This is a genomic window from Rahnella rivi (assembly GCF_019049655.1).
GTDB classification, from domain to species: Bacteria; Pseudomonadota; Gammaproteobacteria; order Enterobacterales; family Enterobacteriaceae; genus Rahnella; species Rahnella rivi.
Genome location: NZ_JAFMOX010000045.1, coordinates 44141 through 70388 on the forward strand (window position 1 = coordinate 44141; position 26248 = coordinate 70388).

Genomic DNA, 26248 nt, shown 5'->3' on the forward strand with positions numbered 1-26248 from the left:
GAGCCGCTATGCCGATCAAGGTACTGCCCCCGCAACTGGCTAATCAGATAGCCGCGGGTGAAGTTGTCGAAAGGCCGGCTTCTGTGGTGAAAGAGCTGGTGGAAAATAGCCTTGATGCCGGAGCCACGCGCATTGATATCGATATTGATCGCGGTGGCGCCAAGCTCATCCGTATTCGCGATAACGGCTGCGGAATCGGTAAAGATGATTTAGCGCTGGCGCTGGCGCGTCACGCCACCAGCAAAATTACCTGTCTCGACGATCTGGAAGCGATTCTCAGCCTCGGATTTCGTGGCGAAGCGCTGGCGAGTATCAGCTCTGTTTCACGTCTGATTCTGACCTCACGCACCGCAGATCAAAGTGAAGCCTGGCAGGCTTACGCGGAAGGGCGCGATATGGCGGTGACGGTGAAACCGGCGGCGCATCCGCAGGGCTCGACCGTCGAAGTGCTGGATCTGTTTTATAACACGCCCGCCCGACGCAAGTTTATGCGCACCGAGAAAACCGAATTTACCCATATTGATGAAGTCGTCCGCCGGATCGCACTGGCGCGTTTTGACGTTTCCGTCAATCTGAGTCACAACGGCAAACTCATCCGGCAGTACCGCGCAGTGAAAGATCCCTCCCAGTCATCGCGGCGTCTGGCCAGCATTTGCAGCCCGACGTTTGTTGAACATGCACTGGAAGTCGAATGGACTCACGGTGATTTGGGGATCCGTGGCTGGGTTGCCGATCCAGCCGGATCGCGCAGTCTCACCGATATGCAATATTGTTATGTGAACAACCGCATGATGAAAGATCGCCTGATTAATCATGCGATCCGTCAGGCATACCAGGATCAGTTAAAAGACGATCAGCAGCCTGCGTATGTGCTGTATCTGGATGTCGATCCGCATCAGGTCGATGTGAATGTGCATCCGGCCAAACACGAAGTGCGGTTCCATCAGTCCCGGCTGGTGCACGATTTTATCTATCAGGCTGTGATGTCGGTTTTACAACAGGCCGGTAATCCTGTTCTGGCACAACAGCAGACCCAGGAAGACGCACCGCGCTGGCAACCGGAGAATCGTCAGGCCGCCGGCGGTAATCATTTCTCACAACCCGCAGAAAAACCGGCGAACTCGCAGCGTGAAAAGCCAGCAGCGCGTGAGAACGTATTTCCTGAAACGTCCCGTGCCAGCCATCCCCGCGAACCCATTAGCCACAGCAATGAACCGGCATATAACCGCTCAGAAGGTAAAGCCTATCAACGGTTGTTGCAGCCTTCATCCGACGTATTCTCCTTGCAGGAGCCTGCGCCCGACGCGGCACAGGCCGCTAAGCCGGTAGCGCCCGCGGCTCGTACACTCGCTGAACCGGCTCTGGAATCCCATAGCCAAAGTTTCGGGCGTGTCCTGACGGTGTGTGCGGCAGAATATGCGTTGCTCGAAAGAGGCAAACAACTGGTGATGCTGGCGTTACCTGTCGCCGATCGCTGGCTTAAATGGGCACAGATGACGCCACCTGATGAAGGGTTGCGTCCGCAACCCCTTTTGATTCCGCTGAAGCTGACAGTCAGCAAAGATGAAATTGCCGTGCTTGCAAAAAATCAGCCGCTTTTACAGCATTTTGGTTTAGAAATGTTCAGTGAGTCGCAGCGTGTGACGGTACGCGCAGTACCTTTACCATTACGCCAACAAAATTTACAAAAGTTGATACCCGACCTGTTAGATTACCTTGCTGTTCAGCAGGAGGTGACTTCTGATGCGGTAGCTATGTGGTTTGCCCGCCACTGTGGCTGCGAGCACGAGGTCTGGACCATTTCCCAAGCCATACAATTACTCACGGATGTTGAGCGTCTTTGCCCGCAGTTGGTGAAATCACCTCCGTCCGGACTTCTGCAACCTCTTGATTTACAGCCCGCGCTGGCGGCTTTTAAGCATGACTGATTCTGAAAAACACTCCGCTCCCCCGGCGATCTTTATTATGGGGCCGACCGCATCCGGTAAAACCGCACTGGCGATGTCGCTGATGAAACATCTTCCGGTTGAACTGATCAGTGTCGATTCCGCACTTATCTATCGCGGAATGGACATCGGTACTGCCAAACCCACAGCGGAAGAGCTGGCGGATGCTCCCCATCGTCTGATTGATATCCTTGATCCTACCCAGGCCTATTCGGCGGCAGATTTTCGAGCTGACGCTTTGCGCGAAATGGCAGAAATAACTGCACGCAATAAGATCCCGTTATTGGTGGGTGGGACTATGCTTTATTTCAAGGCGTTGCTCGAAGGGTTGTCACCTTTACCGCAGGCCGATGCCGCGGTGCGTGAGCGCATTGAAAAGCAGGCGGAAGAGCAGGGCTGGAACGCGTTACACGATCAATTAAGCGAGATTGATCCGGTTGCCGCTATGCGAATTCATCCGAATGATCCGCAGAGACTGTCCAGAGCACTGGAAGTTTTTTATATTTCGGGTAAAACTTTAACGGAACTGACTAAAATTTCGGGTGAAACGTTGCCCTACCGCGTTCACCAGTTTGCGATTGCTCCAACGCGCCGTGAATTATTACATTCGCGGATTGAGGAACGTTTTAGTCAGATGTTGTCCAATGGTTTTGAAGACGAAGTCAGAACGCTGTTAGCTCGGGGCGATTTGCATACGGATTTGCCTTCCATTCGCTGTGTCGGCTATCGCCAGATGTGGTCCTATTTATCTGGTGAATTCGATTACGATGAAATGGTTTATCGTGGTGTTTGCGCGACACGACAGCTGGCCAAACGTCAGATGACCTGGTTACGAGGGTGGGATAACGTCGAATGGCTGGATTCCGAAAAGCCGGACGATGCCTTAAGCCGTGTAATTCAGGTTGTTAGTGCATAGGTTGGGTGATTGTGTACAATTGATCAGTACTCAGCGCGCAAATTTTTTATGTGATTTATTTTCGAGCCGATAGGCTCAAAGTTACAAACAACAAACTAATAAGGAAAAGATAGAATGGCTAAGGGGCAATCTTTGCAAGATCCGTTCCTGAACGCATTGCGTCGTGAACGTGTTCCGGTTTCTATTTACTTGGTGAATGGTATTAAGCTGCAAGGCCAGATTGAGTCTTTTGACCAGTTTGTCATTCTGTTAAAAAATACGGTAAGCCAGATGGTGTATAAACACGCTATCTCCACCGTAGTGCCTTCCCGCCCGGTGTCACATCATAGCAATAATCCAGGTACGGGCAGCACCAACAACTATCATCAAGGCAGTACTCCGTCTGCGCAGCAACAGCCGCAGCAGGAAAACGATGACGCTGAATAAAGCGCAACGTTGGTCAACCACGAAGGGGTTCATAAGTATTCCGATTATGCTTATGCACCCCCGGCTGTCGAATTTAATCCAAATGAGAGGTCGCAAGCTTGTTTGACCGTTATGAAGGCGGCGAACAGGCCGTTCTGGTTCATATCTATTTCTCGCAAGACAAAGACACGGAAGACCTGAGCGAATTCGAATCGCTGGTTTCTTCTGCCGGTGTAGAGGCGCTGCAAGTCGTCACCGGGAGCCGTAAGGCACCGCACCCAAAATACTTTGTCGGTGAAGGAAAAGCCCAGGAAATTGCAGACGCAGTCAAAGCAACGGGCGCTTCTGTTATTCTCTTTGATCACTCGTTATCTCCTGCCCAGGAACGTAACCTGGAAGCATTATGCGAATGTCGCGTTGTCGACCGCACAGGATTGATTTTAGATATCTTTGCCCAGCGGGCACGAACACACGAAGGTAAGTTACAAGTAGAACTGGCGCAATTACGCCACATTGCTACCCGACTGGTTCGTGGCTGGACACACCTTGAGCGTCAGGGGGGAGGCATCGGGGCACGTGGCCCGGGTGAAACCCAGCTCGAAACTGACCGCCGTTTACTGCGTGACAGAATTACCCTGATCCTCAGCCGTCTTGAGAAAGTGGCTAAGCAGCGTGAAACAGGTCGTCGTTCGCGCGTCCGTGCGGATATTCCAACGGTGTCTTTGGTGGGGTATACCAACGCCGGAAAATCCACACTCTTTAACCGTATCACTCAGGCCGATGTTTACGTGGCCAATCAGTTGTTTGCTACGCTGGATCCTACGCTGCGACGCATTATGGTTGCAGATGTCGGGGAAACAGTTTTGGCGGACACCGTAGGGTTTATTCGTCACCTGCCCCATGATTTAGTTGCCGCCTTTAAAGCAACATTGCAGGAAACCCAACAGGCATCTCTGTTATTACATGTCATCGATGCAGCGGACATCCGCGTTCAGGAAAATATTGACGCGGTGAATACGGTGCTGGCAGAGATCGAAGCAGATGAAATTCCTGCGCTGTTAGTGATGAACAAAATAGATATGCTGGATGATTTTGTTCCGCGTATCGATCGCAACGAGGAGAATTTGCCGATCAGGGTGTGGCTATCAGCCGTGACCGGGGAAGGTATTCCGTTGCTCTTTCAGGCATTAACGGAGCGACTCTCTGGCGAAATCGCGCAGCATGAATTGTGCCTGCCGCCGGAAGCAGGACGCCTTCGTAGCCGTTTTTACCAGCTTCAGGCGATAGAAAAAGAATGGATTGAAGAGGATGGTAGTTTTGGTCTTATGGTGCGAATGCCCATTGTTGACTGGCACCGCCTCTGCAAACAAGAGCAGGAACTGGCCAGCTATATCCGCAACCAGAGTCTGTCTGATTTGTCCTGAAGAACACCAATCATAGAATAATGGAGCTATAACATGGCGTGGAATCAGCCCGGTAATAACGGACAGGACCGCGACCCCTGGGGCAGCAGCAATAATAATAGCGGCAACTCTGGTGGAAATTCTGGTGGTAATAATGACAACAAAGGCGGCCGAAATCAGGGGCCACCTGACCTGGATGATATCTTCCGTAAACTCAGCAAAAAGCTGGGCGGTTTCGGTGGAAAAGGTTCAGGCAACAACAATAACAACGGCACGCCATCGGGTTCCGGTCACGGAATGAGTGGTAGCCGGATAGCTGGCATCGCGGTCGCCGCGGTAGTGGTTATCTGGGCTGCAACTGGCTTCTATACCATTAAAGAAGCCGAGCGTGGCGTGGTCACCCGTTTTGGTAAGTTCAGCCATCTGGTTGAACCGGGCCTGAACTGGAAGCCAACCTTCATCGATCAGGTCCGCGCAGTGAACGTAGAATCGGTACGTGAACTGGCCGCGTCTGGCGTGATGCTGACGTCTGATGAAAACGTGGTGCGTGTCGAGATGAACGTACAGTACCGCGTGACCGACCCTGAAGCCTATCTGTTCAGCGTCGCCAACCCTGACGACAGCCTGAGCCAGGCAACGGACAGCGCATTGCGTGGTGTTATCGGTAAATACACGATGGATAAAATCCTGACTGAAGGCCGTACCACCGTGCGTAGTGACACCCAACGCGTACTGGAAGAAACCATTCGTCCTTACAAAATGGGTATTACCATTCAGGACGTCAACTTCCAGACGGCGCGTCCGCCTGAAGAAGTCAAAGCCTCCTTCGATAACGCGATTGCTGCCCGTGAAAGGGAACAACAGTCTATTCGTGAAGCAGAAGCTTACGCTAACCAAATCCAGCCTCTGGCAAACGGTGAAGCACAGCGCCTGCTTGAAGACGCGAAAGCTTATAAAGACCGTACCGTGCTTGAAGCGCAGGGTGAAGTTGCCCGCTTTGCAAAACTGTTGCCTGAATATAAAGCCGCGCCGGAAATTACCCGCGAGCGTCTGTATATCGAGACAATGGAAAAAGTTCTCAGTCACACCCGTAAAGTTCTGGTGAGTGACAAAGGGAACAACCTGATGGTGTTACCTCTTGATCAAATGCTGCGTGGCACTAATCCAGCCGCCAATGATACCAAGAGTGACGAAACAGGTTTGTTGCCTTCCGTTCCGGGTTTAACTGGCAATAATGGCAAAAGCAGTGCCGATAACAGCAGTTCCCGTTCGTCTGGCAGTGTCATGGATCAGCGTCGTGTGAATGCACAACGTGACGATACACTTCGCGTAGGGAGAGAATAACAATGCGTAAGTCCATTTTACTTATCGTCGTTGTGGTGCTGGTGGCGCTTTATGCTTCACTGTTCGTCGTTCAGGAAGGCCAGCGTGGCATCGTGCTGCGTTTCGGCAAAGTCCTGCGTGACAACGATAACAAACCTCTGGTGTATGCGCCGGGCCTGCATTTTAAAGTTCCTTTCGTGGAATCCATTAAAATGCTCGACGCACGTATTCAGACCATGGATAACCAGGCTGACCGTTTCGTTACCAGCGAGAAGAAAGACTTAATCGTCGATTCTTACCTGAAATGGCGTATCAGCGATTTCAGCCGTTACTATCTGGCTACGGGCGGCGGTGACGTCTCTCAGGCTGAAATTCTGCTGAAACGTAAATTCAGTGACCGTCTGCGTTCAGAAATCGGTCGTCTTGATGTGAAAGACATCGTGACCGATTCCCGTGGTCGTCTGACGATGGATGTGCGTGATGCCCTGAACACCGGTAGCGTCGGCGATGAGCCTGAAGCGACCACAGAAGCCGATGATGCTATCGCGTCTGCAGCAAAACGTGTTGAGCAGGAAACCAAAGGCAAACAGCCTGCGGTGAACCCGAACAGCATGGCCGCGCTGGGTATTGAAGTGGTCGATGTGCGTCTGAAACAGATCAACTTGCCGGAAGAAGTGTCCAGCGCGATTTACGATCGTATGCGTGCTGAGCGTAATGCGGTTGCATTGCGTCACATCTCTCAGGGTAAAGAAGAAGCCACCAAGATTCAGGCTGCGGCGGATTACGAAAGAACCCGTACTGTTGCAGAAGCGGAACGTACTGCACGTATTACCCGCGGTGAAGGCGATGCTGAAGCGGCGAAACTGTTTGCTGATGCATTCAGCCAGGATCCTGACTTCTATGCATTCATTCGTAGCCTGCGTGCTTACGAGGCCAGCTTCAAGAGCGGTAATGATGTCATGGTGTTAAGCCCTGACAGCGATTTCTTCCGTTTCATGAAGTCACCTGAAAAAAATAAATAATTGCTGATGCAATTTCCAAAAGGCCCTGCGGGGCCTTTTGTCTTTTCTAAAACCCTGCTGTTTTTAATCAGGGGAAGCACAGAGAAACACTGACCATGAATTCCACTATTTTGCTGGCGCTGGCATTAGTTTTAGTTCTTGAAGGCCTGGGGCCGATGATTTATCCAAAATCATGGAGAAAAATGATCCTGGCTCTGGCAAATCTTCCGGACCCGGTTTTACGCCGTTTTGGAGGGGCACTTGTGGTTGCCGGCTTCGTAATTTACTACATGTTGCGTGGTCGTCTGGGTGGCTGAGCTTTTGTTACATCCCGCGTGTCACGTCTGGCAGAGACGAGTAGCACGCAATTGAAATTTTTCCCGCAAACGTGTGCTAAAAGTACTGGAAAGCACAGAATGAGATGTTAGAATCCTTTTTTAAGCAACCTGGTGATTCTTGAGATGGGTAAGAACGTCGTCGTACTCGGCACTCAATGGGGTGATGAAGGGAAAGGCAAGGTCGTAGACCTGCTTACTGAACGGGCTAAATATGTTGTGCGCTATCAGGGCGGTCACAACGCCGGTCACACTCTGGTTATCAACGGTGAAAAAACCGTTCTTCATTTAATTCCTTCTGGCATTCTGCGTGAAAATGTCACCAGCATCATCGGTAACGGTGTTGTTCTGGCGCCTGACGCCTTAATGAAAGAAATGGGCGAACTTGAAGCTCGTGGCATCCCTGTACGCGAACGTCTGTTACTCTCTGAAGCCTGCCCGCTGATCTTGCCTTACCATGTCGCATTAGACATGGCGCGCGAAAAAGCGCGTGGCGATAAAGCTATCGGTACCACCGGTCGCGGCATCGGTCCTGCTTATGAAGATAAAGTTGCCCGTCGCGGTCTGCGCGTAGGTGATCTCTTCAACAAAGAAACTTTCGCTATCAAGCTGAAAGAAATCATCGATTATCATAACTTCCAGCTGGTCAACTACTACAAAGTAGAAGCCGTTGATTTCCAGAAAACGTTAGACGATGTCATGGCTATCGCCGACATCCTGACCGCAATGGTCGTTGACGTGTCTGAGCTGCTGGATGGCGCGCGTAAGCGTGGCGATCTGATCATGTTTGAAGGCGCGCAAGGCACGCTTCTGGACATCGACCACGGGACTTATCCGTACGTAACCTCTTCCAACACCACCGCAGGCGGCGTCGCTACCGGTTCTGGTATTGGTCCACGTTATGTCGATTATGTACTGGGTATCGTAAAAGCCTATTCCACCCGCGTGGGTGCAGGTCCGTTCCCGACTGAACTGTTCGATGAAACGGGCGAGTTCCTGCGTAAGCAAGGTAACGAGTTTGGCGCGACCACGGGTCGTAGCCGTCGTTGCGGCTGGCTGGACATCGTGGCTGTGCGTCGTTCTGTGCAGATTAACTCCCTGTCTGGTTTCTGTCTGACCAAACTGGACGTGCTGGACGGTCTGAAAGAAGTGAAGCTGTGTATCGGTTACCGTATGCCTGATGGCCGCGAAATGACCACCACTCCGCTGGCAGCAGAAGGCTGGGAAGGTATCGAGCCAATTTACGAAATCATGCCAGGCTGGACCGAAACGACCTTTGGTGTGAAACAAGTAGATAAACTGCCACAAGCGGCACTTAACTACATCAAACGCATCGAAGAGCTGACCGAAGTGCCAGTTGATATCATTTCAACAGGCCCTGACCGTAGCGAAACCATGATTCTGCGTGACCCGTTTGATGCATAACAGCGCGAGCTGAGTATGTAAAAACGTCATAACCGGGCAAATTTGCCCGGTTTATTTTTTTCTGCCTGTCTGCGCTTGTTTACTTCCCATAAAGCATCCACTATTTAAATGATTAGCCGCAAACTTGCAGGCTGGTTTATCATCATTGTGCTTTCTTAAAAAAATCAATTTTTCCCTTCGTCTCGGTCGACGCGGGAAGAGCGGGTAAAAAACTACCCAGAGGTATGTGTGCAGTTAACGAGTTTTACTGATTATGGTTTGAGAGCGTTGATTTATATGGCGTCGTTGCCTGACGATCAGATGACCAATATCTCGCAGGTTACCGATGTTTACGGTGTGTCGCGAAACCACATGGTGAAAATCATTAATCAGTTAAGCCGCGCAGGCCTGGTCACCGCCGTTCGCGGCAAGAACGGTGGCATAAAGCTGGGTAAACCGGCACAAACAATCCGCATTGGCGATGTGGTTCGCGAACTCGAGCCGCTTTCACTGGTCAACTGTGACAGTGACTTTTGCCACATCACGCCCGCATGCCGGCTAAAACAAGTCCTGCACACTGCTGTAGAACATTTTCTTGATGAGCTGAATCAGTACACTCTGGCCGATATGGTCAAAGATAACTCGCCGCTCTATAAATTATTGCTTGTTGAATGAAAGACTCTCAACAAACTGCTGATGGCAACGGAGGAACCGCTATGTCACAAGATCCATTCCTGGAACGAGAAGCAGAAAAATACGACTCACCTATTCCCAGCCGTGAATTTATTCTGGAACACCTCGCGAAACGTGAAACACCAGCCAGCCGGGAAGAAATCGGTAACGAACTGAATCTGTCTGGTGAAGAGGCGCTGGAAGCCTTGCGCCGTCGACTGCGCGCCATGGAGCGTGATGGTCAGCTGGTCTTTACGCGCCGCCAGTGTTACGCACTGCCTGAACGCCTGGATTTGCTGAAAGGCACGGTCATCGGTCATCGCGACGGCTACGGATTCCTGCGTCTTGAAGGCGTGAAGAAAGATGACGTCTACCTGTCTGCTGAACAAATGAAAATGTGCATCCACGGCGACGTGGTACTGGCACAGCCGGTCGGCACCGACCGTAAAGGCCGCCGCGAAGCGCGCATCGTGCGTGTGCTGGTGCCGAAAATGAGCCAGATCGTTGGCCGTTACTTTACTGATGCCGGCGCCGGTTTTGTCGTCCCCGACGACAGCCGTCTGAGCTTCGATATTTTGATCCCGTCCGACGCCATCAATGGTGCGCGCATGGGATATATGGTCGTGGTCGAGCTGACTCAGCGTCCGACCCGCCGTACCAAAGCGGTCGGTAAAATCGTCGAAGTGCTGGGCGATAAAATGGGTACCAGCATGGCGGTGGATATCGCACTGCGCACCCATGAAATTCCGCACGTCTGGCCGCCGCAGGTTCTGAAACAGGTCGAAGATCTGAGTGAACAGGTGCCGGAAGAAGCGAAAAAAGGCCGCGTGGATTTACGCAGTCTGCCGCTGGTCACCATCGATGGTGAAGATGCCCGCGATTTCGATGACGCCGTGTACTGTGAGAAAAAACGTGGTGGCGGCTGGCGTCTCTGGGTAGCGATTGCTGACGTCAGTTATTACGTCCGCCACGGCACTGCGCTGGACGATGAAGCACGCAGCCGCGCAACGTCTGTGTATTTCCCGTCGCAGGTTGTCCCGATGCTGCCGGAAGTGCTGTCTAACGGCCTGTGTTCCCTGAACCCGCAAGTGGACCGTCTGTGTATGGTCTGTGAGATGACTATCTCCGCGCAGGGCAAGCTGACCAGTTCTAAATTCTATGAAGCGGTGATGAGTTCTCACGCCCGTCTGACGTACAACAAAGTCTGGCGCATCATTGATGGTGACCAAGAGCTGCGTGAGCAATATTCGCCGCTGGTCAAACATCTGCAAGAACTGCATACCATGTACAAAATGCTCGATCAGGCGCGTGCCGAGCGTGGCGGTATCGCCTTCGAAACCGAAGAGGCGAAGTTCATTTTCAACGCCGAACGCCGTATCGAACGTGTTGAGCCCACCGTGCGTAACGACGCACACAAACTGATCGAAGAGTGCATGATCCTCGCTAACATCGCGGCGGCGCGTTTTGTTGAAAAACATAACGAACCCGCGCTGTTCCGTGTTCATGACCGTCCAAGCGATGATCACATCTCCGCGCTGCGAAGCGTGCTGGGTGAACTGGGTCTGGTGATGGGTGGCGGCCTCAAGCCTGAGCCGAAAGATTATGCCCAGATTATGGATGAACTGGCGGATCGTCCTGACCGCGAAATGCTGCAAACTATGCTGCTGCGTTCCATGAAACAGGCGATTTACGATCCGGAAAACCGGGGTCACTTCGGTCTGGCGCTGGCGTCATACGGCCACTTTACGTCGCCAATCCGACGTTATCCGGATCTGGCATTGCATCGCGCAATCAAATATCTGCTGGCGAAAGAGCACGGCACGCTGAAAGAACGCTGGACGCCAACCGGCGGCTGGCACAGTGATTATGAAGACATGTTGCAGCTGGGCGAGCATTGTTCGATGGCAGAACGCCGCGCCGACGAAGCCACCCGCAACGTGGCTGACTGGCTGAAATGCGACTTTATGCAGGATCACGTCGGTGAAGTCTTTACCGGCACCATCGCCAGCGTGACCGGTTTTGGTTTCTTCGTGCGTCTGAACGATCTGTTCATCGACGGTCTGGTACACGTCTCCTCACTGGACAACGATTATTACCGTTACGACAACATCGGACAGCGTCTGGTGGGCGAATCTTCCGGCGCGGTTTACCGCCTGGGTGATACGGTTGAAATTCGTGTTGAAGCCGTGCATATGGACGAGCGTAAAATCGACTTCGCTCTGGTTTCCAGCACCCGCAAAGCGCGTGGTGAAGGCAAAACCGCACGCGATCGCGCGAAAAACGGAGGGGAGCGCTCCATGCGTTCCACGGCGCCCGCCAATGCAGGACGTCGTCGCACAGGCAAGAAAGGCGCTAACTTCGAGCCGGACAGCGCGTTCCGTAAAGACGATGCGAAGCCTGCTAAGCCGAAGAAAGAAAAAGCGGTGAGCGCAGTCGGTAAAGACGGCAAGCCGAAGAAAGCTAAAAAGCCGTCTGACCAGACGCAGAAAATCGCTTCCGCGACCAAAGCCAAGCGCGCGAAGAAAAAACCGGCGCAAAGCTGACGGTCACGCGTCTGCACTAACGGGCGGTCATTTATTCACTGATGCTTTTTTCAGTCGATGATAGAATCGCCCGCAATCCTTCGTTAAATTGCGGACAGCATGCTGTCCGCAAGTCTATTTTAAAGAGCATCATGAGCGAAATTATCTACGGTATTCATTCCGTTAAAGCTTTACTCGACAACGATCCGCAACGCTTTCTGGAAGTTTTCATTCTGAAAGGCCGCGATGATAAACGTCTGAAACCGCTGATCGACGAACTGGAAGCCAGCGGGATTGTTATTCAGGTCGCGAACCGTCAGTGGCTGGATGAAAAATCCGAGGGTGCCGTACACCAGGGGATTATCGCCCGCGTCCGTGAAGGCCGTCAGTATCAGGAAAACGACCTGCCAGCGCTGCTGGAAAGCCTCGAATCCCCGTTCCTGCTGGTCCTGGACGGCGTGACTGATCCGCATAACCTCGGTGCATGTCTGCGTACCGCAGATGCGGCCGGTGTTCACGCGGTGATCGTTCCCCGTGACCGTTCTGCCAAACTGAACGCGACCGCCAAAAAAGTCGCCAGCGGTGCGGCTGAAAACGTGCCGTTGATCAACGTGACCAACCTGGCGCGCACGCTGCGCGTTTTACAGGAGCACAATGTCTGGATCGTCGGTACCGCCGGTGAAGCCGATCACGACCTGTATCAGAGCAAAATGACCGGCCCGATGGCGCTGGTGATGGGTGCAGAAGGCGAAGGTATGCGCCGTCTGACCCGTGAACATTGCGATGAGCTGATCAGTATTCCGATGGCGGGCAGCGTGTCTTCACTGAACGTCTCTGTGGCGACCGGCGTATGTCTGTTCGAAGCCGTGCGCCAGCGCGGTCTGAAGAAGAGCTGATTTCAGTTTCTTTAGCTGTGTCTTCAACGGGAGCCTTCGGGCTCCCGTTTGCATTCCTGTCTTTGTGATCTGCCCGCCTGTTAATTCCCCGATTTTTACCATACTGATGCCATGTCCTTTAAAAGGAGCAGGCGATGAACTGGGAAACACACCGGGTTTTCAATCAGCCCAAACCGTTGAGCAACAGCAATTTATTTCTGTCCGATACTCCGCTTCGTGAGGCTGTTATGCGGCATCAGGCCGGATGGGATGCCGATGTGTTGGCCTCTCTGGGGCAGCAGTTAGGTTCCGCGGAGTCGCTCGAGCTTGGCCGGCTGGCCAATGCCAATCCGCCCGATCTTCTGCGATATGACACCACCGGCGAGCGGATCGATGATGTGCGTTTTCATCCGGCATGGCATTTGCTGATGCAGGGGTTAATCGCTAACCGCGTACACAATCTGCCGTGGCAGGAAGATGCGCGAATCGGTTCGACGGTGTCGCGCGCTGCGCGGTTTATTCTCCATGCGCAGGTTGAGGCCGGGACGCTGTGCCCGGTGACCATGACTTACGGCGCTGTCCCGCTGCTACAAGAATATTTACCCGCAGAATTTCGTGGCTGGATGAAACCGTTGTTATCCGACCGCTACGATCCGCATCTGCAACCCGGCGATCAGAAAAAAGGCGTGCTGATCGGCATGGGCATGACGGAAAAACAGGGCGGGTCGGATGTGATCAGCAACACCACGCGGGCGAGCGCGCTGGAGGGACGGGGCAGCGGAAAACCCTATCATCTGGTCGGACATAAATGGTTTTTCTCGGTGCCGCAAAGTGATGCGCATCTGGTGCTGGCGCAGGCCGATGGCGGGCTTTCCTGCTTCTTCCTGCCGCGCGTATTGCCGGACGGCGAGCGCAACGCCGTGCGGATTGAGCGCCTGAAAGACAAACTGGGCAATCGCTCCAACGCCAGCAGCGAAGTGGAGTTTCAGAATGCCACCGGCTGGCTGCTGGGCGAAGAGGGCGAAGGGGTCCGCCATATCCTGAAAATGGGCGGTCATACGCGCTTTGACTGCGCGCTGGGCAGCCACGCCATGATGCGGCGGGCGCTGTCGGTGGCGTTATATCATGCGTTTCAGCGTCAGGTTTTCGGCAAGCCGCTGATCGAACAACCGCTGATGCGCCAGACGCTGAGCCGCATGGCGCTGCAACTGGAAGGGCAAACCTTGTTGCTGATGCATCTCGCCGCCGCTTCGGGTGAACAAAATCACTCCGCCGGACAACTGCTTTGCCGGTTGCTGACGCCCGCCGCAAAATTCGAGATCTGTCGTCAGGGCATGCCTTTTGTCGCCGGGGCGATGGAAGTGCTGGGTGGGATTGGGTATTGCGAAGACAGCGAGTTACCGCGTTTATACCGTGAAATGCCCGTCAACAGCATCTGGGAGGGCTCGGGCAACATTATGTGCCTCGATGTATTACGTACGCTTCGCAAGTTGCCAGCCAGCGGTGAGATGCTGCAACAGCTGCTGCATCAGGCGCGGGGACAAAACCGGGTATTTGATCGCGCCGCCCGTCAGTTTCTGCAACGCCTGCGCCAGCCGGAGGAAGCGCAGGGCCGGTGGCTGACCGGCCAGTTATGTCAGCTGCTGACGGCGACGCAAATGCTGGAATTTGCATCACCGCCAATGGCCGATGCCTGGTGCCGGATGGTGCTCGATCCGCGCGGTGAAACGTTGCTGCCGGAGCGGTTGTGTCAGTTGCTGATCAACCGGGCAATTGGCGCAGAGTAGGGCTGAAACCGGCGTCTCAGCGGTAAAGCGTGGCCTGGGAATACCAGCGTCCGGGCACAATGGTTTCACTGTTAAACATGATGACGTAATAGCGTGCGCCCGCTTCATCGGCTTTGCGCTGAATTTCTGCTTCTGCATCCATCGGGCTGCCAATGACATCTGCGGTGATACTGCCGATTTTGGTCAGTGTGGACGTTTGAGCACGGGTGATTTCCTGCGCGTTGGCCGCTGGCGCAGGCGGAGGAACCGGCGTGGTTTTCATCAGGTTACTGCAACCGCTAAGCGCTGCCAGTAAAAGCAGGGCGGCAGGGATTCGGAGGGATTTCATCGTGATATCCGGTAAAAGGGCGATAGCGTAAGTGTAGCCCTTTCACCGGTCTGCTGGCGAGTTTGCGCGGCGTTTATTGCCGCGCCCTTCACGTCCTAACGTTCGGAAATCTTAAACACGCTGACCAGTTGAGAAAGATGGCGACCCTGTTCACTGAGCGCGGCGGCCGTTTGCTGTGAGTTTTCCACAAGCGTGGCGTTCTCCTGCGTCGCTTTGCCGATCTGCATAATGGCGATGTTCACCTGAGAAATCCCTGACGACTGTTCGTGCGAAGCGATATCAATATCGCTCATCAGCACTTTTACCTGACGGATCCCTTGCAGGATATGGTTCATGTTCGACTGCGTTTTAGCCGCACTCAGATGGCCTTCTTCCACTTTACTCAGGGAATCTGCCACCAGATTTTCAATCTCTTTCACCGCATTCGAACTGCGCTGTGCCAGTGCCCGGACTTCTGACGCCACCACGGCGAAGCCGCGCCCGTGCTCACCGGCACGCGCGGCTTCCACGGCAGCGTTCAGCGCCAGAATGTTGGTCTGGAAGGCGATACCCTCAATGACAGTGGTAATGGCCGCGATACGGGTAGAAGCGTGCCGGATAGCTTCCATACTTTCAACGGACTGATCTACCGCATCGGCGCCGACGGTGGCGGCTTTATCGGTCTGTTGCACCAGCTGTGTGGCCTGTGTGGCGTTATCCGCCGTGTTCTGAACCGTGGCGGTGATCTGCTCCATGCTGGCCGACGTTTCTTCCAGGCTGCTGGCCTGAGTGCCTATCTGCTGGTTTATCTGATCGCTGTCTGAGGAGAGCGCCTGCGTGTTGTGCATGATTTCAGATGACACCTGACGCACTTCGCCGACAATTTTCTCCAGTCCGTGTCCGATGCCGTCGATGGCGTGCATCAGCGCACCAATTTCGTCAACGCGCCGGGTTTGTGCCCGCGCACGCAGATCGCCGCTGGCATACTGCTGCGCGATGTGGACGACGTCGCTGAGTGGACGGCTGACCAGCTTACGCGTCAGCCAGATGAACAGTGCGGCAAAACAGGCCAGTGCCAGCAGGCTTATCATCAGGAAATGGTTACGCGTGCGGGTCACCTGTTCCATCAGGCTGTCTTTGTCCGTGCTGCCGACCACCACCCAATGCCAGGCGGGGACGTTGGCATAAACGATAAATTGCTGATGCTGACTGGTGGCGTCGGTGTATTCGCGTTCACCGCGCGATTGCGACATCACCTGTTCCAGCACGCCCTCTGGCCATGCCGGGGTTTTTCCTTCCTCGGTGGCATGAACCAGATATTTCCCCAGATCGTTGCCCGGCGCGCTGTTAAGCACGAAGAAATAGCCCTGCTCGCCGATGCGTTTGGAGAGGATCTTCGCCCGCATGTCCGCGTATTCTGACGTGATATCCACGCCCACAAACAGAATGCCAATCACGCTGCCTTGCGCATCGCGTACCGGCTGATATTTAGTGATGTATTTTTTGCCGAACAGCGTCGCCAGCCCGCTGAAGGATTCGCCTGCCATGATTTTTGCATAAGCCGGGCTGGTGTTGTCGAGCAAGGTACCGATGGCGCGGGTGCCGTCCTGTTTTTTGAGGGACGTCGTCACGCGGATGAAATCATCGCCACGGCGGGCGAAAATGGTGGAAATCGCGCCGGTGCGCGCCAGAAAATCATCGGGGATTTTACTGTCCAGATTCAGCGGATTGCCGCCGGCTTTGATAACCGGTGCAGACTGTTCGCCGATCATCACCGGGTTGCCGGTATCCAGTTCAAAATTTTCCGGCAGGAAATGGCTGAACAGGCGCGTATAACTGTCCACTTCGGCGTTAAGACTGGCGTTGTACATTTCTATCATGTCCACCACGCCGGTCACCTGCTCGGAAATGGCGTTAACCGCCAGTTCATTGACCTGCCTGCCAGCGGAATGCGTCAGTGACAAGGTGAAAATAATAAATAAGAGGCCGACCAGCAGGGAGGCGAAACTTGCCAGTTTTGCCCCTATGCTCCATCGGCGAAATGAGCGTTTTGATGCCGTTTTCATGGGGTTTCCCGTTAGTTTTCGATAGCGCACTAACGGCGTAAAAACGGAAAGGATTAATGATCAAATGTAACCACTTATTTCAATAAAAATTGATCTGAATCAATGAAATAATTATGAATGTATGAATTTGAATTAAGGCCGGTGAGAAGAATATGGCCGATGTGAAGTAACCGGTTATAAATCATACGAAAAAGGTTGTAGTCGCCGGTTTTCAGACCCGTAGAATGTCGGTTCGCACTGAGGCCGACATTTTTTCCAAATGCGCAGGGGAAGTTACGATGGTTGAGATGTATGAAGAGAATATTGAAGGGATCCAGGTGATTCATGCTGTGCCTGCCGGACAGTATCAGCAGCAGCTTCCGACGATTTTTTTCTATCACGGCTTTTTATCCTCCAAAGAAATGTACTCGTATTTCGGCTATACGCTGGCGAAGGCGGGTTTTCGCGTCATTCTGCCGGATGCACTCATGCACGGTGCCCGTGCAGAAAGTGACGAAGCCAAATGCGTGGCCCATTTCTGGCGTATTTTACAAAACAACGTCGAAGAGCTGGCGATGCTGAAGGAATTGTTTGTCGGACGCGGTCTGGCGGATCCGCAACGTCTGGGCGTCGGCGGGGTATCGATGGGCGGAATGACCACCATGGCCGCGCTGGTGAAATACCCGTGGGTGAAGGTTGCGGCAAACCTGATGGGGTCGGGCTACTTTTCGCGTTTATCACACCATCTTTTCCCTGCATTTACCGCCGGTGACACTGCACAGCGTGACGTTTTTGAACGTGATGTTGCTCCGCTACTTAGCCTGGATGTCACCGGTAAAACGGCATTATTCGCCCATAAACCGCTGTTTGTCTGGCACGGCGAGCAGGATGACGTGGTGCCGTTTGGCGAAAGCCTGCGGTTGCAACAGGAGCTGGCTGCCAGTGAAGCGACCGCCAATCTGACCTTCATTTCTGAGTCTGAGGCGAAGCATAAAGTCACGGTGCACGCACTGTCAGAAGCCACCGCTTTCTTCGCTCAAAAGCTGTAGAGAAATTAATCTGCCTTTCTCCTTGAGTTTCACAGTGGCTGTACATATAATTGCGCGTCATTTTTTCGACCGCACACATAACACGTTCCTTGCTTCCATGGGCCGCGGTTGACCCTGACAGGAGGCTGAATAATCCGTAAGGAGCAATTCTATGCGTCATTACGAAATCGTATTTATGGTACACCCTGACCAAAGCGAACAGGTTCCGGGCATGATCGAGCGTTACAGTGCAGTAATCACTAACGCTGCTGGTCAGATTCACCGTCTGGAAGACTGGGGCCGCCGTCAACTGGCTTACCCGATCAACAAACTGCACAAAGCTCACTACGTTCTGCTGAACGTTGAAGCCCCGCAGGAAGCGATCGATGAGCTGGAAACAAACTTCCGCTTCAACGACGCCGTTATCCGTAGCATGGTTATGCGTACTAAACACGCGGTAACTGAAGCATCTCCAATGGTTAAAGCGAAAGACGAACGTCGTGATCGTCGTGAAGATTTCGCTGAAGCTAATGATGATGCTGAAGCTGGGGATTCTGAAGAGTAATTGCCGTGACGGCGAATCGTCTGGTGTTGTCCGGCACAGTGTGCAAGACCCCCATTCGTAAAGTCAGTCCTTCGGGCATTCCTCACTGCCAGTTCGTGCTAGAGCATCGCTCGCAGCAGCAGGAAGCCGGATTTAACCGACAAACATGGTGCAGAATGCCTGTGGTTGTCAGTGGACAAGCGTCACAAGCATTAACTCACAGTATAACGGTCGGCACGCAACTCACTGTTTCTGGATTCATTAGTTGCCATCAAGGGCGCAATGGACTGAACAAAGTGGTGTTACATGCCGAGCAGATTGAATTGATAGATTCTGGAGACTAGCCTAATGGCACGTTATTTCCGTCGTCGCAAGTTCTGCCGTTTCACCGCGGAAGGCGTTGTAGAGATTGATTACAAAGATATCGCTACGCTGAAAAACTACGTTACCGAAAGCGGTAAAATTGTCCCGAGCCGTATTACCGGTACTCGTGCAAAATACCAGCGCCAGCTCGCTCGTTGTATCAAGCGCGCTCGCTACCTTTCTTTGTTGCCATATACTGATCGTCATCAGTAATAGGCCACTGTCCATAAACGACTTTGAGAGGTTAAGGTAATGCAAGTTATTCTGCTTGATAAAGTAGCAAACCTGGGCAGCCTGGGTGATCAAGTTAACGTTAAAGCGGGCTATGCTCGTAACTTCCTGGTACCACAGGGCAAAGCTGTTCCTGCTACCAAGAAAAACGTTGAGTTCTTCGAAGCACGTCGTGCTGAACTGGAAGCCAAACTGGCTGACGTTCTGAACGCTGCTGAAGCTCGTGCAACTAAAATCAACGAACTGGGTTCAGTCACCATCGCGTCTAAATCAGGCGACGAAGGCAAACTGTTCGGCTCTATCGGTACTCGCGATATTGCTGATGCAGTGACTGCAGCTGGCGTTGAAGTTGCAAAAAGCGAAGTTCGTTTGCCGAATGGCGTTCTGCGTACCACTGGTGAACACGAAGTTGAGTTCCAGGTACACAGCGACGTATTCGCTAAACTGAATGTCGTTGTGGTTGCTGAAGCGTAATAACGCTGAAGTTAACCCTGAGACGCCGGCCTAGTGCCGGCGTTTTGCTTTTCTGCATCAGGGAATGCTGAGCCCACAAGCATTAAGAACGGGTGGAGTATTTCAGTGGCGAACCCTTTACTGAATTCACTCAGTTTTCGCGCTGAAAACTGCCGTCTGACTGACGGGTAAACGTCACGGTGACGTTCTGTTCCGTCGTGACCTGCAATGCCTTCACCACACCCTGAGCATCACGCTGTATCTTCACTTCCTGTCCGGTTTTCAACGTACTCAGCGGTTTCTCCGCGCCCTCTACCCGCGCCATAGAAAACACATCGTTCACAGCCATATTGTTATCGCGGAACAGCTGCGCCAGCGTCTGGCCAGACTGCACCTGATAGCTACGCCATGTGCCGCCGTTGTCATTACTCTGCGGTTGCACAGGTTCCGGCTGCGCCATTTGCGTGGTACGGCCCTGATCGTTGCGCAAATCGGCCTGCATCGGGATGCTGGTCGGCTGTTGCGGTTGTGACGGCGCGTAAGTATTTTCCGGCGTATACGGCCACAGCAGTGCCAGAAGAATGACCAGCACAGCCAAAATAATGCCGCGACGATGTGGGTAAGGGAGTGGCGACATCCAGTGGAAGCCGTCGCTTATGTGCCAGATCCTGCTCAGCAACGTTTTGCCTCTGGTTGCAGCAGACGTTCCGGTTTCAGTTTCAGCAGAAGTGATTTCACTTTCGCTTTCGCTCTGCGGTGCTGTCGTGTCTCGCATCGGCCTTTTCATAATGGCAATCCAGGATCTCAACATGGGTTGATAAATACGGATGGCTTTCCTTCTCCTGGGCGGGATTCTGCCCATGACGACCTCTCTTGTTAACTGTCGCATTTTCGACTGTCTGTTGCTGCCTAGTATAGCTGTTTAACTGCTTGATGCGGAAAGGGACAAAGCATAAATATCATCCAAACGATGCGCTAAATGGCGTCAAATGCGAAAAATTTATCGAAAAGTGGGATGAACTGCGCCCGCCGTCATGTTGGCTCACAGAGGATTTTACCCAAAAGCTTTGCGCTGCTATGCTGCGCCTTCGACATTTTTAAGAGCTAAGGAAAATTCATGACTACCCCTTCATTTGACAGCGTAGAAGCGCAGGCAAGTTACGGTATCGGCCTGCAGGTCGGTCAACAGTTGCAGGAATCAGGTTTGCAGGGCTTAGAGCCTGACGCACTGCTGGCAGGCTTACGCGACGCGCTGGAAGGGAATACGCCAGCCGTTCCTGTTGACGTGGTTCACCGCGCACTGCGTGAAGTCCATGAACGTGCTGATGCTGTTCGTCGTGAACGTCAGGAAGCACTGGCTGTTCAGGGGCAGGAATTCCTGGCTCAGAACGTACAGCGCGAAGGCGTGAGCAGCACCGAGTCCGGTCTGCAATTCTCTGTGATTACCCAGGGCGAGGGCGCTATTCCGGGCCGTCAGGATCGTGTACGCGTTCACTACACCGGTAAACTGATCGACGGCACTGTCTTCGACAGCTCCGTACAGCGTGGCGAACCGGCTGAATTCCCGGTTAACGGCGTAATCGCAGGCTGGATCGAAGCACTGACCCTGATGCCGGTGGGTTCTAAGTGGGAGTTGTACATCCCTCATAACCTGGCCTACGGCGAGCGTGGCGCAGGTGCGTCCATCCCGCCATATAGCGCGCTGATCTTCGAAGTTGAGCTGCTGGAAATTCTGTAATTCTCTGCAGATAACAGAAATGAAAAGGGCGCTAATGCGCCCTTTTTTACGTCCGGAATTCGGCTTATTCGCCACGCAGCGCGCGCGGGAACAGCAGGTTATTCTCCAGATGGATATGCTCCATCAGGTCGGTGATGAATTCGTTAATCCCGGCGTACAGCGCCCGCCACGTCACACAGGCGCCTTCCGGCGGCGTTACGTTATTGGTCAGACGTTTAATCTCTTCCAGAATGAGCCCCGCATCATCATGTTCACGTTCCATCACTGAAATCGGACCGGCAGCCTGACGGCCCATTCCGCCACGGATCATCGGGAACAGGATCTGCTCTTCTTTCATCATGTGGCTGGTCAGTTCTTCGAGGATCAGTTGCAGCTGAACCGCCAGACCGTGCGGGCAAGGCGCTTTATCGCCATGGACCTTTTCCACTTTCTCTGCCATCAGCACCAGTTCAGGCAATTCCTGACGGTGACGATCGTGGTAGCGCGGAATAATGAAATCGATGATCTGCGCCAGCGGAGCGGTTTTCCAGTCGGTCGAGGTGTCCGGCAGTTGGGCAATCTCTGCAATTTGCTGCTCGATAAGATCGATATCCAGATCTTTTTTAGTGACGGCGCGTAACAGCGTTTGCTTCCCGCCACAGCAGAAATCGAGATCGTACTGACGGAACAGACGGGTAGCGCGTGGAATGGCAACAGCCAGAGCGCCAAGGGGTTGGTCGCGATAGTCCATGATGAAGCCTCGTTAAATGAAAGAATCTATAACACGCATTATAAATGCATGTTTAAAGCGAAGCTATAGCTCAAAGGAAGTACAGAAAGAAAAAACGCCCCGCAGGGCGTTTGAAGGCGCGTTATTTTTGCAAATCGACCTGATAAATCTCAAAGCCAATAGCGTCTGTGCCTTTAGCGGTCAGCGGATACTGAGCATGAGACTTAATGAAAGCCGCAGCTTTGTCACCCGGCGAGGTTTCGAAGCGGATATCCAGCGGTTGCGGGGCCTTGAGGGTTGCCAGCTTCCAGTTGTTGTCCGCCGTCGGGGTGACCGCGCCAGCTTTTTTGGTTTCAGCACTGATGTAGGCGGCGACAACGGAACGGTTTTCATCCGGTGATGCGAAAGCAATGTGCTTATCGCCGGTACCCGCAAATTTCCCGCCGTAAGCCCGGTAGTTATTCGTCGCGACCAGGAAGGTGGCCTTCAGGTCGATCGGCTTGCCGTTGTAAGTCAGGTTTTTGATGCGTTCGGCATCTTTGTTGACCAGCGTGCATTCACCGTCGAATTTCGCAGGCTGGCTGACATCAATCTGATAATTCACACCGTCGATGACGTCGAAATTATAGGTACGGAAACCGTCCCAGTTAATCAGCGACTGCGGTTTGGTGCTGTTCAGGTCAATCTGATTAAACTGCCCGGCGGAACATTCCAGCCAGTCTTTCACTTCCTGCCCGGTGACTTTCATCACCACCAGCGTGTTCGGGTACAGATACAAATCTGCCGCGTTACGGAAGGTCAGCTCGCCTTTTTCCACTTCGACGAAGCTGGCCGGATCGTTTTTACGTCCGCCGACTTTAAACGGCGCTGCTGCCGACAGCACCGGCAGATCGGCTAAATCCGGGTCGCCCTGAATGAAGTGTTCGGTATAGGATTTTTGCGCATTATTGACGATCTGCACCGTCGGGTCGTCCTGCACCAGCGCCAGATAGCTGTACATGTTGTCGGTAGATTTACCGATCGGCTTGCTGACAAATTCACGCGTGGCGTCATGAGAAGGGGCGAGCACTTTCACCAGATCCTGATCTTCCGCCGCCAGTGATTTTTTCTGTTCTTTATCGTAAATCGGCCGCGCCTCGGCTTTGGCTGTTTCGACTTTCCAGTTGCCGCCGTCGTTACTGAGCACCATATCGACAACGCCCAGATGGTCGCCCCACATGCCCGGCATCACGGCAGGCACGCCGTTGAGCGTACCTTGTTTGATATCTGCCCCTTTGATGCTGGCGAATTCCTCACTCGGGAAAACAGCATGCGCATGGCCGAACATGATGGCGTCGATGCCTTTTACCTGGCTCAGGTAATAGACCGAGTTTTCCGCCATCGTTTTGTAGGGATCGCCTGACAGGCCGGAGTGCGGGATGGCGACAATAATGTCGGCACCCTGTTTACGCATTTCCGGGATCCACTTTTTGGCGGTTTCGGTGATATCTGCCACGGTCACTTTGCCCTGCAGATTGGCTTTATCCCAAACCATGATCTGCGGTGGCACAAAACCGATGTAACCAATGCGCAGATTATGGGTTTTGCCGTCGCGGTCTTTAACTGCGTTATCGGTGATCAGGAACGGCGTGAACAGCGGTTTCCCGGTTTTATCGTCGATGACGTTAGCATTCACGTAAGGGAATTTCGCGCCAGCCAGCGCTTTTTTCAGATAATCAAGACCGTAGTTAAACTCATGATTGCCGAGGTTACCGACCGCATAATTCAGCGTGTTCATGGCCAGATACACCGGATGCACATCGCCTTCTTTCAGGCCTTTTGCCGCCATGTAATCGCCCAGCGGGCTGCCCTGAATGATGTCGCCGTTGTCGACTAACACGGAGTTGGTGACTTCGTTACGCGCCGCGTGGATCAGGCTGGCAGTACGTACCAGCCCAAACTTCTCGGTCGGTTTATCTTTGTAGTAGTCGAAGTCCATCATGTTGCTGTGCAGATCCGTGGTTTCCATGATGCGCAGATCCACCTGTGACGCCTGAACGGATGCCGCCGTCAGTGTCGCCAGCAGGGATAACGTCAGATGACGCGTATTCATTGCCTTGCCTCCAGAGAAAAAGATGATGCCCGGAATAAAAAACCGGATATGTATCTCAAAATTTGCTGAGAATGTAATCAGTTGTCATAAATAAATGTGAGATGTAACAACTTTATGAATCCTTAGCATGACGGGATGGCTATTCAGGACAAAAAAAACTAGGCTTGAGAAATGAGAATCAAAGCACTGAGGTAAAAGATGTTAGAGCAAATTTGTCAGCTGGCGCGCGATGCAGGCGATGCGATCATGGCGGTCTATGACGGCGAGCAGCCGCTCGACGCACGTCAGAAAAAAGATGATTCCCCGGTGACGGCGGCTGATATTGCCGCGCATGATGTGATCAAAGCCGGTTTGCAACAGCTGGATCCGCACACGCCAATGCTCTCGGAAGAAGATCCGCAAAGCTGGAGTGAACGTCAGAACTGGACGCGTTACTGGCTGGTTGATCCGCTGGATGGCACCAAAGAATTTCTCAAACGTAATGGCGAGTTCACAGTGAACATCGCGCTTATCGAAGACGGCGTGCCGGTGCTCGGCGTGGTCTATGTGCCGGTCACGAAAGTGATGTACAGCGCGGCAGAAGGAAAAGCCTGGAAAGAAGATCAGGGTCAGCGCCGTCAGATTCACGTCAGTGAAGCGCATCCGCCGCTGGTTGTGGTGAGCCGTTCACATTACGACAACGATCAGGAACTGAAAGACTATCTGGCCCAGCTGGGTGAACATCAGACGGTTTCTGTCGGTTCCTCCCTGAAGTTCTGTCTGGTTGCCGAGGGCTCGGCACAACTTTATCCGCGTTTCGGGCCAACGAACATCTGGGATACCGGAGCCGGACATGCGGTGGCCATTGCCGCGGGTGCAAAAGTGAATGACTGGACAGGGCAGACGCTGCTGTACACGCCGCGCGAATCGTTCCTGAATCCGGGCTTCCGCGTTTCTCTGTTCTGACGCAGGCCCGCACTGCTCCTGCCCCGGCCTGCGTGCCGGGGTTTTTTATGCTGTTATTCTTTGACCAGTTGATCGACCAGCGTAATCACCTGCTGAACTTCCTGCGCCGACAGCTGCCCGTCTTTGGCGAATTTAATCACCCCGTTTTTATCCAGCACAGCGACAGCGGAGCTTTCCGGTTGCAGCTGCCATGCCTTTTTCACCACGCCGTTACTGTCGACGATGATCTGCGACCACGGGAATTCCCGCTTACCGCTCTCAATACTTTTACGCACGAACAGACTGGTGCCGATTATCGCGTCATCAATGTTGACGATGGTCGTGGTCTGGTAGCGGTCGTGCGGCAGATTCGCCGCCCTGATGGCCTCAATAAGTGGCTCGTTCAGCGCCTTTGCACTGCTTCTGCCCGCCATATGCTGCACGATACGTACTTTTCCCTGCAATCTGGCGCTGTTCCATTTGCTATAGCTGAAGGTGTCATTCACGTCATTCAGCTCGCCTTTGTCGTCGACGCCGACCGGTGCCAGACGCTGACCAACCGTAAAGTTATGGGCTGAGGCAAAAAGCGAAAATGTCATAAAACTGATCACACACAGACTTTTTAAAAGCATAGATTCTCCGGGGCACAAAAGGGCAGACCTGCTCATCATAGGATCGCTCAAGTGGTCTGTCCTGTTGGCTTGTTAAATTTGTGTTGCTGGTTACAAAATTGACACATAGAGCAGGGTTATACTGCCAAGTAGTGTCAGGGATTAAGACAATACTGAAAAGCAATGTAAAAGCAGTTAAATACACTGGCAATACCTGAGTGCCCTGCTATGTTATATGTCTCATCACTGCAAATGTTCCTTTTCTGTTCCGGTATCTGTCGCCTTGCGACGTGGCCGGCGCATGCAGTGATTTAACGGAGAAAAGTAGAAAAATGAGAATCTTTCAGCGTTACAATCCGATGAAAGTCGCAAAGTACGTTAAGACACTGTTTCGTGGACGTTTGTACATCAAAGACGTCGGCGCTTTTGAGTTTGACCAAGGCAAAATTTTATTGCCAAAGGTTCGTGATAAGCGCCATTTTAGCGTGATGTCTGAAGTTAACCGTCAGGTTACGCATTTGCAGACAGAAATGGGTTAAACGCCCTGCGCGTAGTCGCTGCCCTCACTGGCGCAGCAGGCGCAAAAAAAACGGCCCCTCTGAAAGGGGCCGTTC

26 protein-coding genes are annotated in these 26248 nt (G+C 53.0%); 20 read left to right on the top strand and 6 right to left on the bottom strand.

Translation table 11 applies throughout. From position 1 onward, the window contains the following. The first annotated feature begins 8 nt into the window (after positions 1 to 8). From mutL to J1779_RS03365, 12 genes are all read left to right on the top strand, one after another. Complete coding sequence (gene mutL, locus J1779_RS03310; protein ID WP_217202875.1) at positions 9 to 1928, top strand: DNA mismatch repair endonuclease MutL; 1920 nt, start codon at positions 9 to 11, stop codon at positions 1926 to 1928. Further along, positions 1921 to 2862 carry a tRNA (adenosine(37)-N6)-dimethylallyltransferase MiaA gene (gene miaA, locus J1779_RS03315; protein WP_122096291.1) on the top strand — a complete coding sequence of 314 codons (942 nt, stop codon included), beginning with the start codon at positions 1921 to 1923 and terminating at the stop codon, positions 2860 to 2862. Before mutL ends, miaA begins: the two co-directional genes overlap by 8 nt. A 114-nt stretch (positions 2863 to 2976) precedes the next feature. Next, positions 2977 to 3288, top strand: coding sequence for an RNA chaperone Hfq (gene hfq / locus J1779_RS03320; protein WP_056782484.1), 312 nt, complete (start codon positions 2977 to 2979; stop codon positions 3286 to 3288). Positions 3289 to 3386: 98 nt separating this feature from the next. Further along, positions 3387 to 4691, top strand: a complete 1305-nt coding sequence (gene hflX / locus J1779_RS03325; protein WP_056782483.1) for a ribosome rescue GTPase HflX — start codon at positions 3387 to 3389, stop codon at positions 4689 to 4691. A gap of 33 nt (positions 4692 to 4724) precedes the next feature. Beyond that, entirely contained in the window at positions 4725 to 6014 is a 1290-nt protein-coding gene (gene hflK, locus J1779_RS03330; protein ID WP_217202876.1) for an FtsH protease activity modulator HflK, read from the top strand. A 2-nt stretch (positions 6015 to 6016) separates the two neighbouring features. Next, on the top strand, positions 6017 to 7015 hold the full coding sequence (hflC, locus tag J1779_RS03335) for a protease modulator HflC (RefSeq protein WP_056782481.1): 999 nt from the start codon (positions 6017 to 6019) through the stop codon (positions 7013 to 7015). A 95-nt stretch (positions 7016 to 7110) separates the two neighbouring features. Beyond that, on the top strand, positions 7111 to 7311 hold the full coding sequence (locus J1779_RS03340) for a DUF2065 domain-containing protein (protein ID WP_056782480.1): 201 nt from the start codon (positions 7111 to 7113) through the stop codon (positions 7309 to 7311). 144 nt (positions 7312 to 7455) lie between these two features. After that, positions 7456 to 8754, top strand: coding sequence for an adenylosuccinate synthase (locus J1779_RS03345; RefSeq protein ID WP_056782479.1), 1299 nt, complete (start codon positions 7456 to 7458; stop codon positions 8752 to 8754). Between the two features lie 228 nt (positions 8755 to 8982). Beyond that, the gene (gene nsrR, locus J1779_RS03350) at positions 8983 to 9408 is read left to right on the top strand and encodes a nitric oxide-sensing transcriptional repressor NsrR (protein ID WP_056782478.1); all 426 of its coding nucleotides are present in this window, start codon (positions 8983 to 8985) and stop codon (positions 9406 to 9408) included. Between the two features lie 41 nt (positions 9409 to 9449). Then, the gene (gene rnr, locus J1779_RS03355; RefSeq protein WP_056782477.1) at positions 9450 to 11948 is read left to right on the top strand and encodes a ribonuclease R; all 2499 of its coding nucleotides are present in this window, start codon (positions 9450 to 9452) and stop codon (positions 11946 to 11948) included. Positions 11949 to 12079: 131 nt separating this feature from the next. Then, positions 12080 to 12823: a 23S rRNA (guanosine(2251)-2'-O)-methyltransferase RlmB gene (gene rlmB, locus J1779_RS03360; RefSeq protein WP_056782476.1), complete on the top strand. Its 744-nt coding sequence runs from the start codon at positions 12080 to 12082 to the stop codon at positions 12821 to 12823. Positions 12824 to 12957: 134 nt separating this feature from the next. Further along, positions 12958 to 14589, top strand: coding sequence for an isovaleryl-CoA dehydrogenase (locus tag J1779_RS03365; RefSeq protein WP_122096287.1), 1632 nt, complete (start codon positions 12958 to 12960; stop codon positions 14587 to 14589). 16 nt (positions 14590 to 14605) lie between these two features. Here the strand turns inward: J1779_RS03365 and bsmA are convergent, their stop codons facing one another. Further along, positions 14606 to 14917, bottom strand: coding sequence for a biofilm peroxide resistance protein BsmA (gene bsmA / locus J1779_RS03370; RefSeq protein WP_056782474.1), 312 nt, complete (start codon positions 14915 to 14917; stop codon positions 14606 to 14608). A gap of 95 nt (positions 14918 to 15012) precedes the next feature. Then, complete coding sequence (locus J1779_RS03375) at positions 15013 to 16962, bottom strand: methyl-accepting chemotaxis protein (RefSeq protein ID WP_217202877.1); 1950 nt, start codon at positions 16960 to 16962, stop codon at positions 15013 to 15015. A 278-nt stretch (positions 16963 to 17240) separates the two neighbouring features. Here J1779_RS03375 and yjfP point away from each other — a divergent pair, with 278 nt between their 5' ends. The 5 genes from yjfP to rplI all read left to right on the top strand — a co-directional run bounded on the left by yjfP (position 17241) and on the right by rplI (position 19581). Then, a complete protein-coding gene (yjfP, locus tag J1779_RS03380) occupies positions 17241 to 17990 on the top strand; it encodes an esterase (protein ID WP_217202878.1) in 750 nt (249 codons plus the stop codon). A gap of 151 nt (positions 17991 to 18141) precedes the next feature. Further along, positions 18142 to 18534, top strand: coding sequence for a 30S ribosomal protein S6 (gene rpsF / locus J1779_RS03385; RefSeq protein ID WP_013573776.1), 393 nt, complete (start codon positions 18142 to 18144; stop codon positions 18532 to 18534). Positions 18535 to 18539: 5 nt separating this feature from the next. Further along, positions 18540 to 18857, top strand: coding sequence for a primosomal replication protein N (priB, locus tag J1779_RS03390; protein ID WP_072158217.1), 318 nt, complete (start codon positions 18540 to 18542; stop codon positions 18855 to 18857). Positions 18858 to 18861: 4 nt separating this feature from the next. Beyond that, positions 18862 to 19089, top strand: a complete 228-nt coding sequence (gene rpsR, locus J1779_RS03395) for a 30S ribosomal protein S18 (protein ID WP_004392491.1) — start codon at positions 18862 to 18864, stop codon at positions 19087 to 19089. 39 nt (positions 19090 to 19128) lie between these two features. Beyond that, positions 19129 to 19581 (top strand): 50S ribosomal protein L9, encoded by a 453-nt coding sequence (gene rplI / locus J1779_RS03400; protein WP_013573778.1) that lies wholly within the window; start codon positions 19129 to 19131, stop codon positions 19579 to 19581. 130 nt (positions 19582 to 19711) lie between these two features. Here rplI and J1779_RS03405 read toward each other — a convergent pair whose 3' ends face one another. Beyond that, the gene (locus J1779_RS03405; RefSeq protein ID WP_056782470.1) at positions 19712 to 20422 is read right to left on the bottom strand and encodes a LysM-like peptidoglycan-binding domain-containing protein; all 711 of its coding nucleotides are present in this window, start codon (positions 20420 to 20422) and stop codon (positions 19712 to 19714) included. Between the two features lie 255 nt (positions 20423 to 20677). On the opposite strand from J1779_RS03405, the gene fklB reads away from it, so the two are divergent. Then, complete coding sequence (gene fklB / locus J1779_RS03410; RefSeq protein ID WP_056782469.1) at positions 20678 to 21298, top strand: BamJ family beta-barrel-assembly machinery protein; 621 nt, start codon at positions 20678 to 20680, stop codon at positions 21296 to 21298. 64 nt (positions 21299 to 21362) lie between these two features. Here the strand turns inward: fklB and ytfE are convergent, their stop codons facing one another. Together ytfE and J1779_RS03420 are read right to left on the bottom strand one after the other, a co-directional pair. Beyond that, positions 21363 to 22028, bottom strand: coding sequence for an iron-sulfur cluster repair protein YtfE (gene ytfE, locus J1779_RS03415; protein WP_056782468.1), 666 nt, complete (start codon positions 22026 to 22028; stop codon positions 21363 to 21365). Positions 22029 to 22149: 121 nt separating this feature from the next. Then, entirely contained in the window at positions 22150 to 24099 is a 1950-nt protein-coding gene (locus tag J1779_RS03420; RefSeq protein WP_217202879.1) for a bifunctional 2',3'-cyclic-nucleotide 2'-phosphodiesterase/3'-nucleotidase, read from the bottom strand. A 198-nt stretch (positions 24100 to 24297) separates the two neighbouring features. Between J1779_RS03420 and cysQ the strand changes: the two genes are divergently transcribed. Continuing rightward, entirely contained in the window at positions 24298 to 25044 is a 747-nt protein-coding gene (gene cysQ / locus J1779_RS03425; protein WP_056782466.1) for a 3'(2'),5'-bisphosphate nucleotidase CysQ, read from the top strand. Between the two features lie 53 nt (positions 25045 to 25097). Here cysQ and J1779_RS03430 read toward each other — a convergent pair whose 3' ends face one another. Continuing rightward, a complete protein-coding gene (locus J1779_RS03430) occupies positions 25098 to 25655 on the bottom strand; it encodes a YtfJ family protein (protein WP_217202880.1) in 558 nt (185 codons plus the stop codon). A 311-nt stretch (positions 25656 to 25966) separates the two neighbouring features. On the opposite strand from J1779_RS03430, the gene J1779_RS03435 reads away from it, so the two are divergent. Further along, positions 25967 to 26173 carry a DUF1107 domain-containing protein gene (locus J1779_RS03435; RefSeq protein ID WP_056782464.1) on the top strand — a complete coding sequence of 69 codons (207 nt, stop codon included), beginning with the start codon at positions 25967 to 25969 and terminating at the stop codon, positions 26171 to 26173. The last annotated feature ends 75 nt before the right edge of the window (positions 26174 to 26248 follow it).

Coding starts and splice junctions, on each gene's coding strand:
- mutL (WP_217202875.1), top strand. CDS start 9: ATGCCGATCAAGGTACTGCCCCCGCAACTGGCTAATCAGATAGCCGCG.
- miaA (WP_122096291.1), top strand. CDS start 1,921: ATGACTGATTCTGAAAAACACTCCGCTCCCCCGGCGATCTTTATTATG.
- hfq (WP_056782484.1), top strand. CDS start 2,977: ATGGCTAAGGGGCAATCTTTGCAAGATCCGTTCCTGAACGCATTGCGT.
- hflK (WP_217202876.1), top strand. CDS start 4,725: ATGGCGTGGAATCAGCCCGGTAATAACGGACAGGACCGCGACCCCTGG.
- hflC (WP_056782481.1), top strand. CDS start 6,017: ATGCGTAAGTCCATTTTACTTATCGTCGTTGTGGTGCTGGTGGCGCTT.
- J1779_RS03340 (WP_056782480.1), top strand. CDS start 7,111: ATGAATTCCACTATTTTGCTGGCGCTGGCATTAGTTTTAGTTCTTGAA.
- J1779_RS03345 (WP_056782479.1), top strand. CDS start 7,456: ATGGGTAAGAACGTCGTCGTACTCGGCACTCAATGGGGTGATGAAGGG.
- rnr (WP_056782477.1), top strand. CDS start 9,450: ATGTCACAAGATCCATTCCTGGAACGAGAAGCAGAAAAATACGACTCA.
- rlmB (WP_056782476.1), top strand. CDS start 12,080: ATGAGCGAAATTATCTACGGTATTCATTCCGTTAAAGCTTTACTCGAC.
- J1779_RS03365 (WP_122096287.1), top strand. CDS start 12,958: ATGAACTGGGAAACACACCGGGTTTTCAATCAGCCCAAACCGTTGAGC.
- bsmA (WP_056782474.1), bottom strand. CDS start 14,917: ATGAAATCCCTCCGAATCCCTGCCGCCCTGCTTTTACTGGCAGCGCTT.
- J1779_RS03375 (WP_217202877.1), bottom strand. CDS start 16,962: ATGAAAACGGCATCAAAACGCTCATTTCGCCGATGGAGCATAGGGGCA.
- yjfP (WP_217202878.1), top strand. CDS start 17,241: ATGGTTGAGATGTATGAAGAGAATATTGAAGGGATCCAGGTGATTCAT.
- rpsF (WP_013573776.1), top strand. CDS start 18,142: ATGCGTCATTACGAAATCGTATTTATGGTACACCCTGACCAAAGCGAA.
- rpsR (WP_004392491.1), top strand. CDS start 18,862: ATGGCACGTTATTTCCGTCGTCGCAAGTTCTGCCGTTTCACCGCGGAA.
- rplI (WP_013573778.1), top strand. CDS start 19,129: ATGCAAGTTATTCTGCTTGATAAAGTAGCAAACCTGGGCAGCCTGGGT.
- J1779_RS03405 (WP_056782470.1), bottom strand. CDS start 20,422: ATGGGCAGAATCCCGCCCAGGAGAAGGAAAGCCATCCGTATTTATCAA.
- fklB (WP_056782469.1), top strand. CDS start 20,678: ATGACTACCCCTTCATTTGACAGCGTAGAAGCGCAGGCAAGTTACGGT.
- ytfE (WP_056782468.1), bottom strand. CDS start 22,028: ATGGACTATCGCGACCAACCCCTTGGCGCTCTGGCTGTTGCCATTCCA.
- J1779_RS03420 (WP_217202879.1), bottom strand. CDS start 24,099: ATGAATACGCGTCATCTGACGTTATCCCTGCTGGCGACACTGACGGCG.
- cysQ (WP_056782466.1), top strand. CDS start 24,298: ATGTTAGAGCAAATTTGTCAGCTGGCGCGCGATGCAGGCGATGCGATC.
- J1779_RS03430 (WP_217202880.1), bottom strand. CDS start 25,655: ATGCTTTTAAAAAGTCTGTGTGTGATCAGTTTTATGACATTTTCGCTT.
- J1779_RS03435 (WP_056782464.1), top strand. CDS start 25,967: ATGAGAATCTTTCAGCGTTACAATCCGATGAAAGTCGCAAAGTACGTT.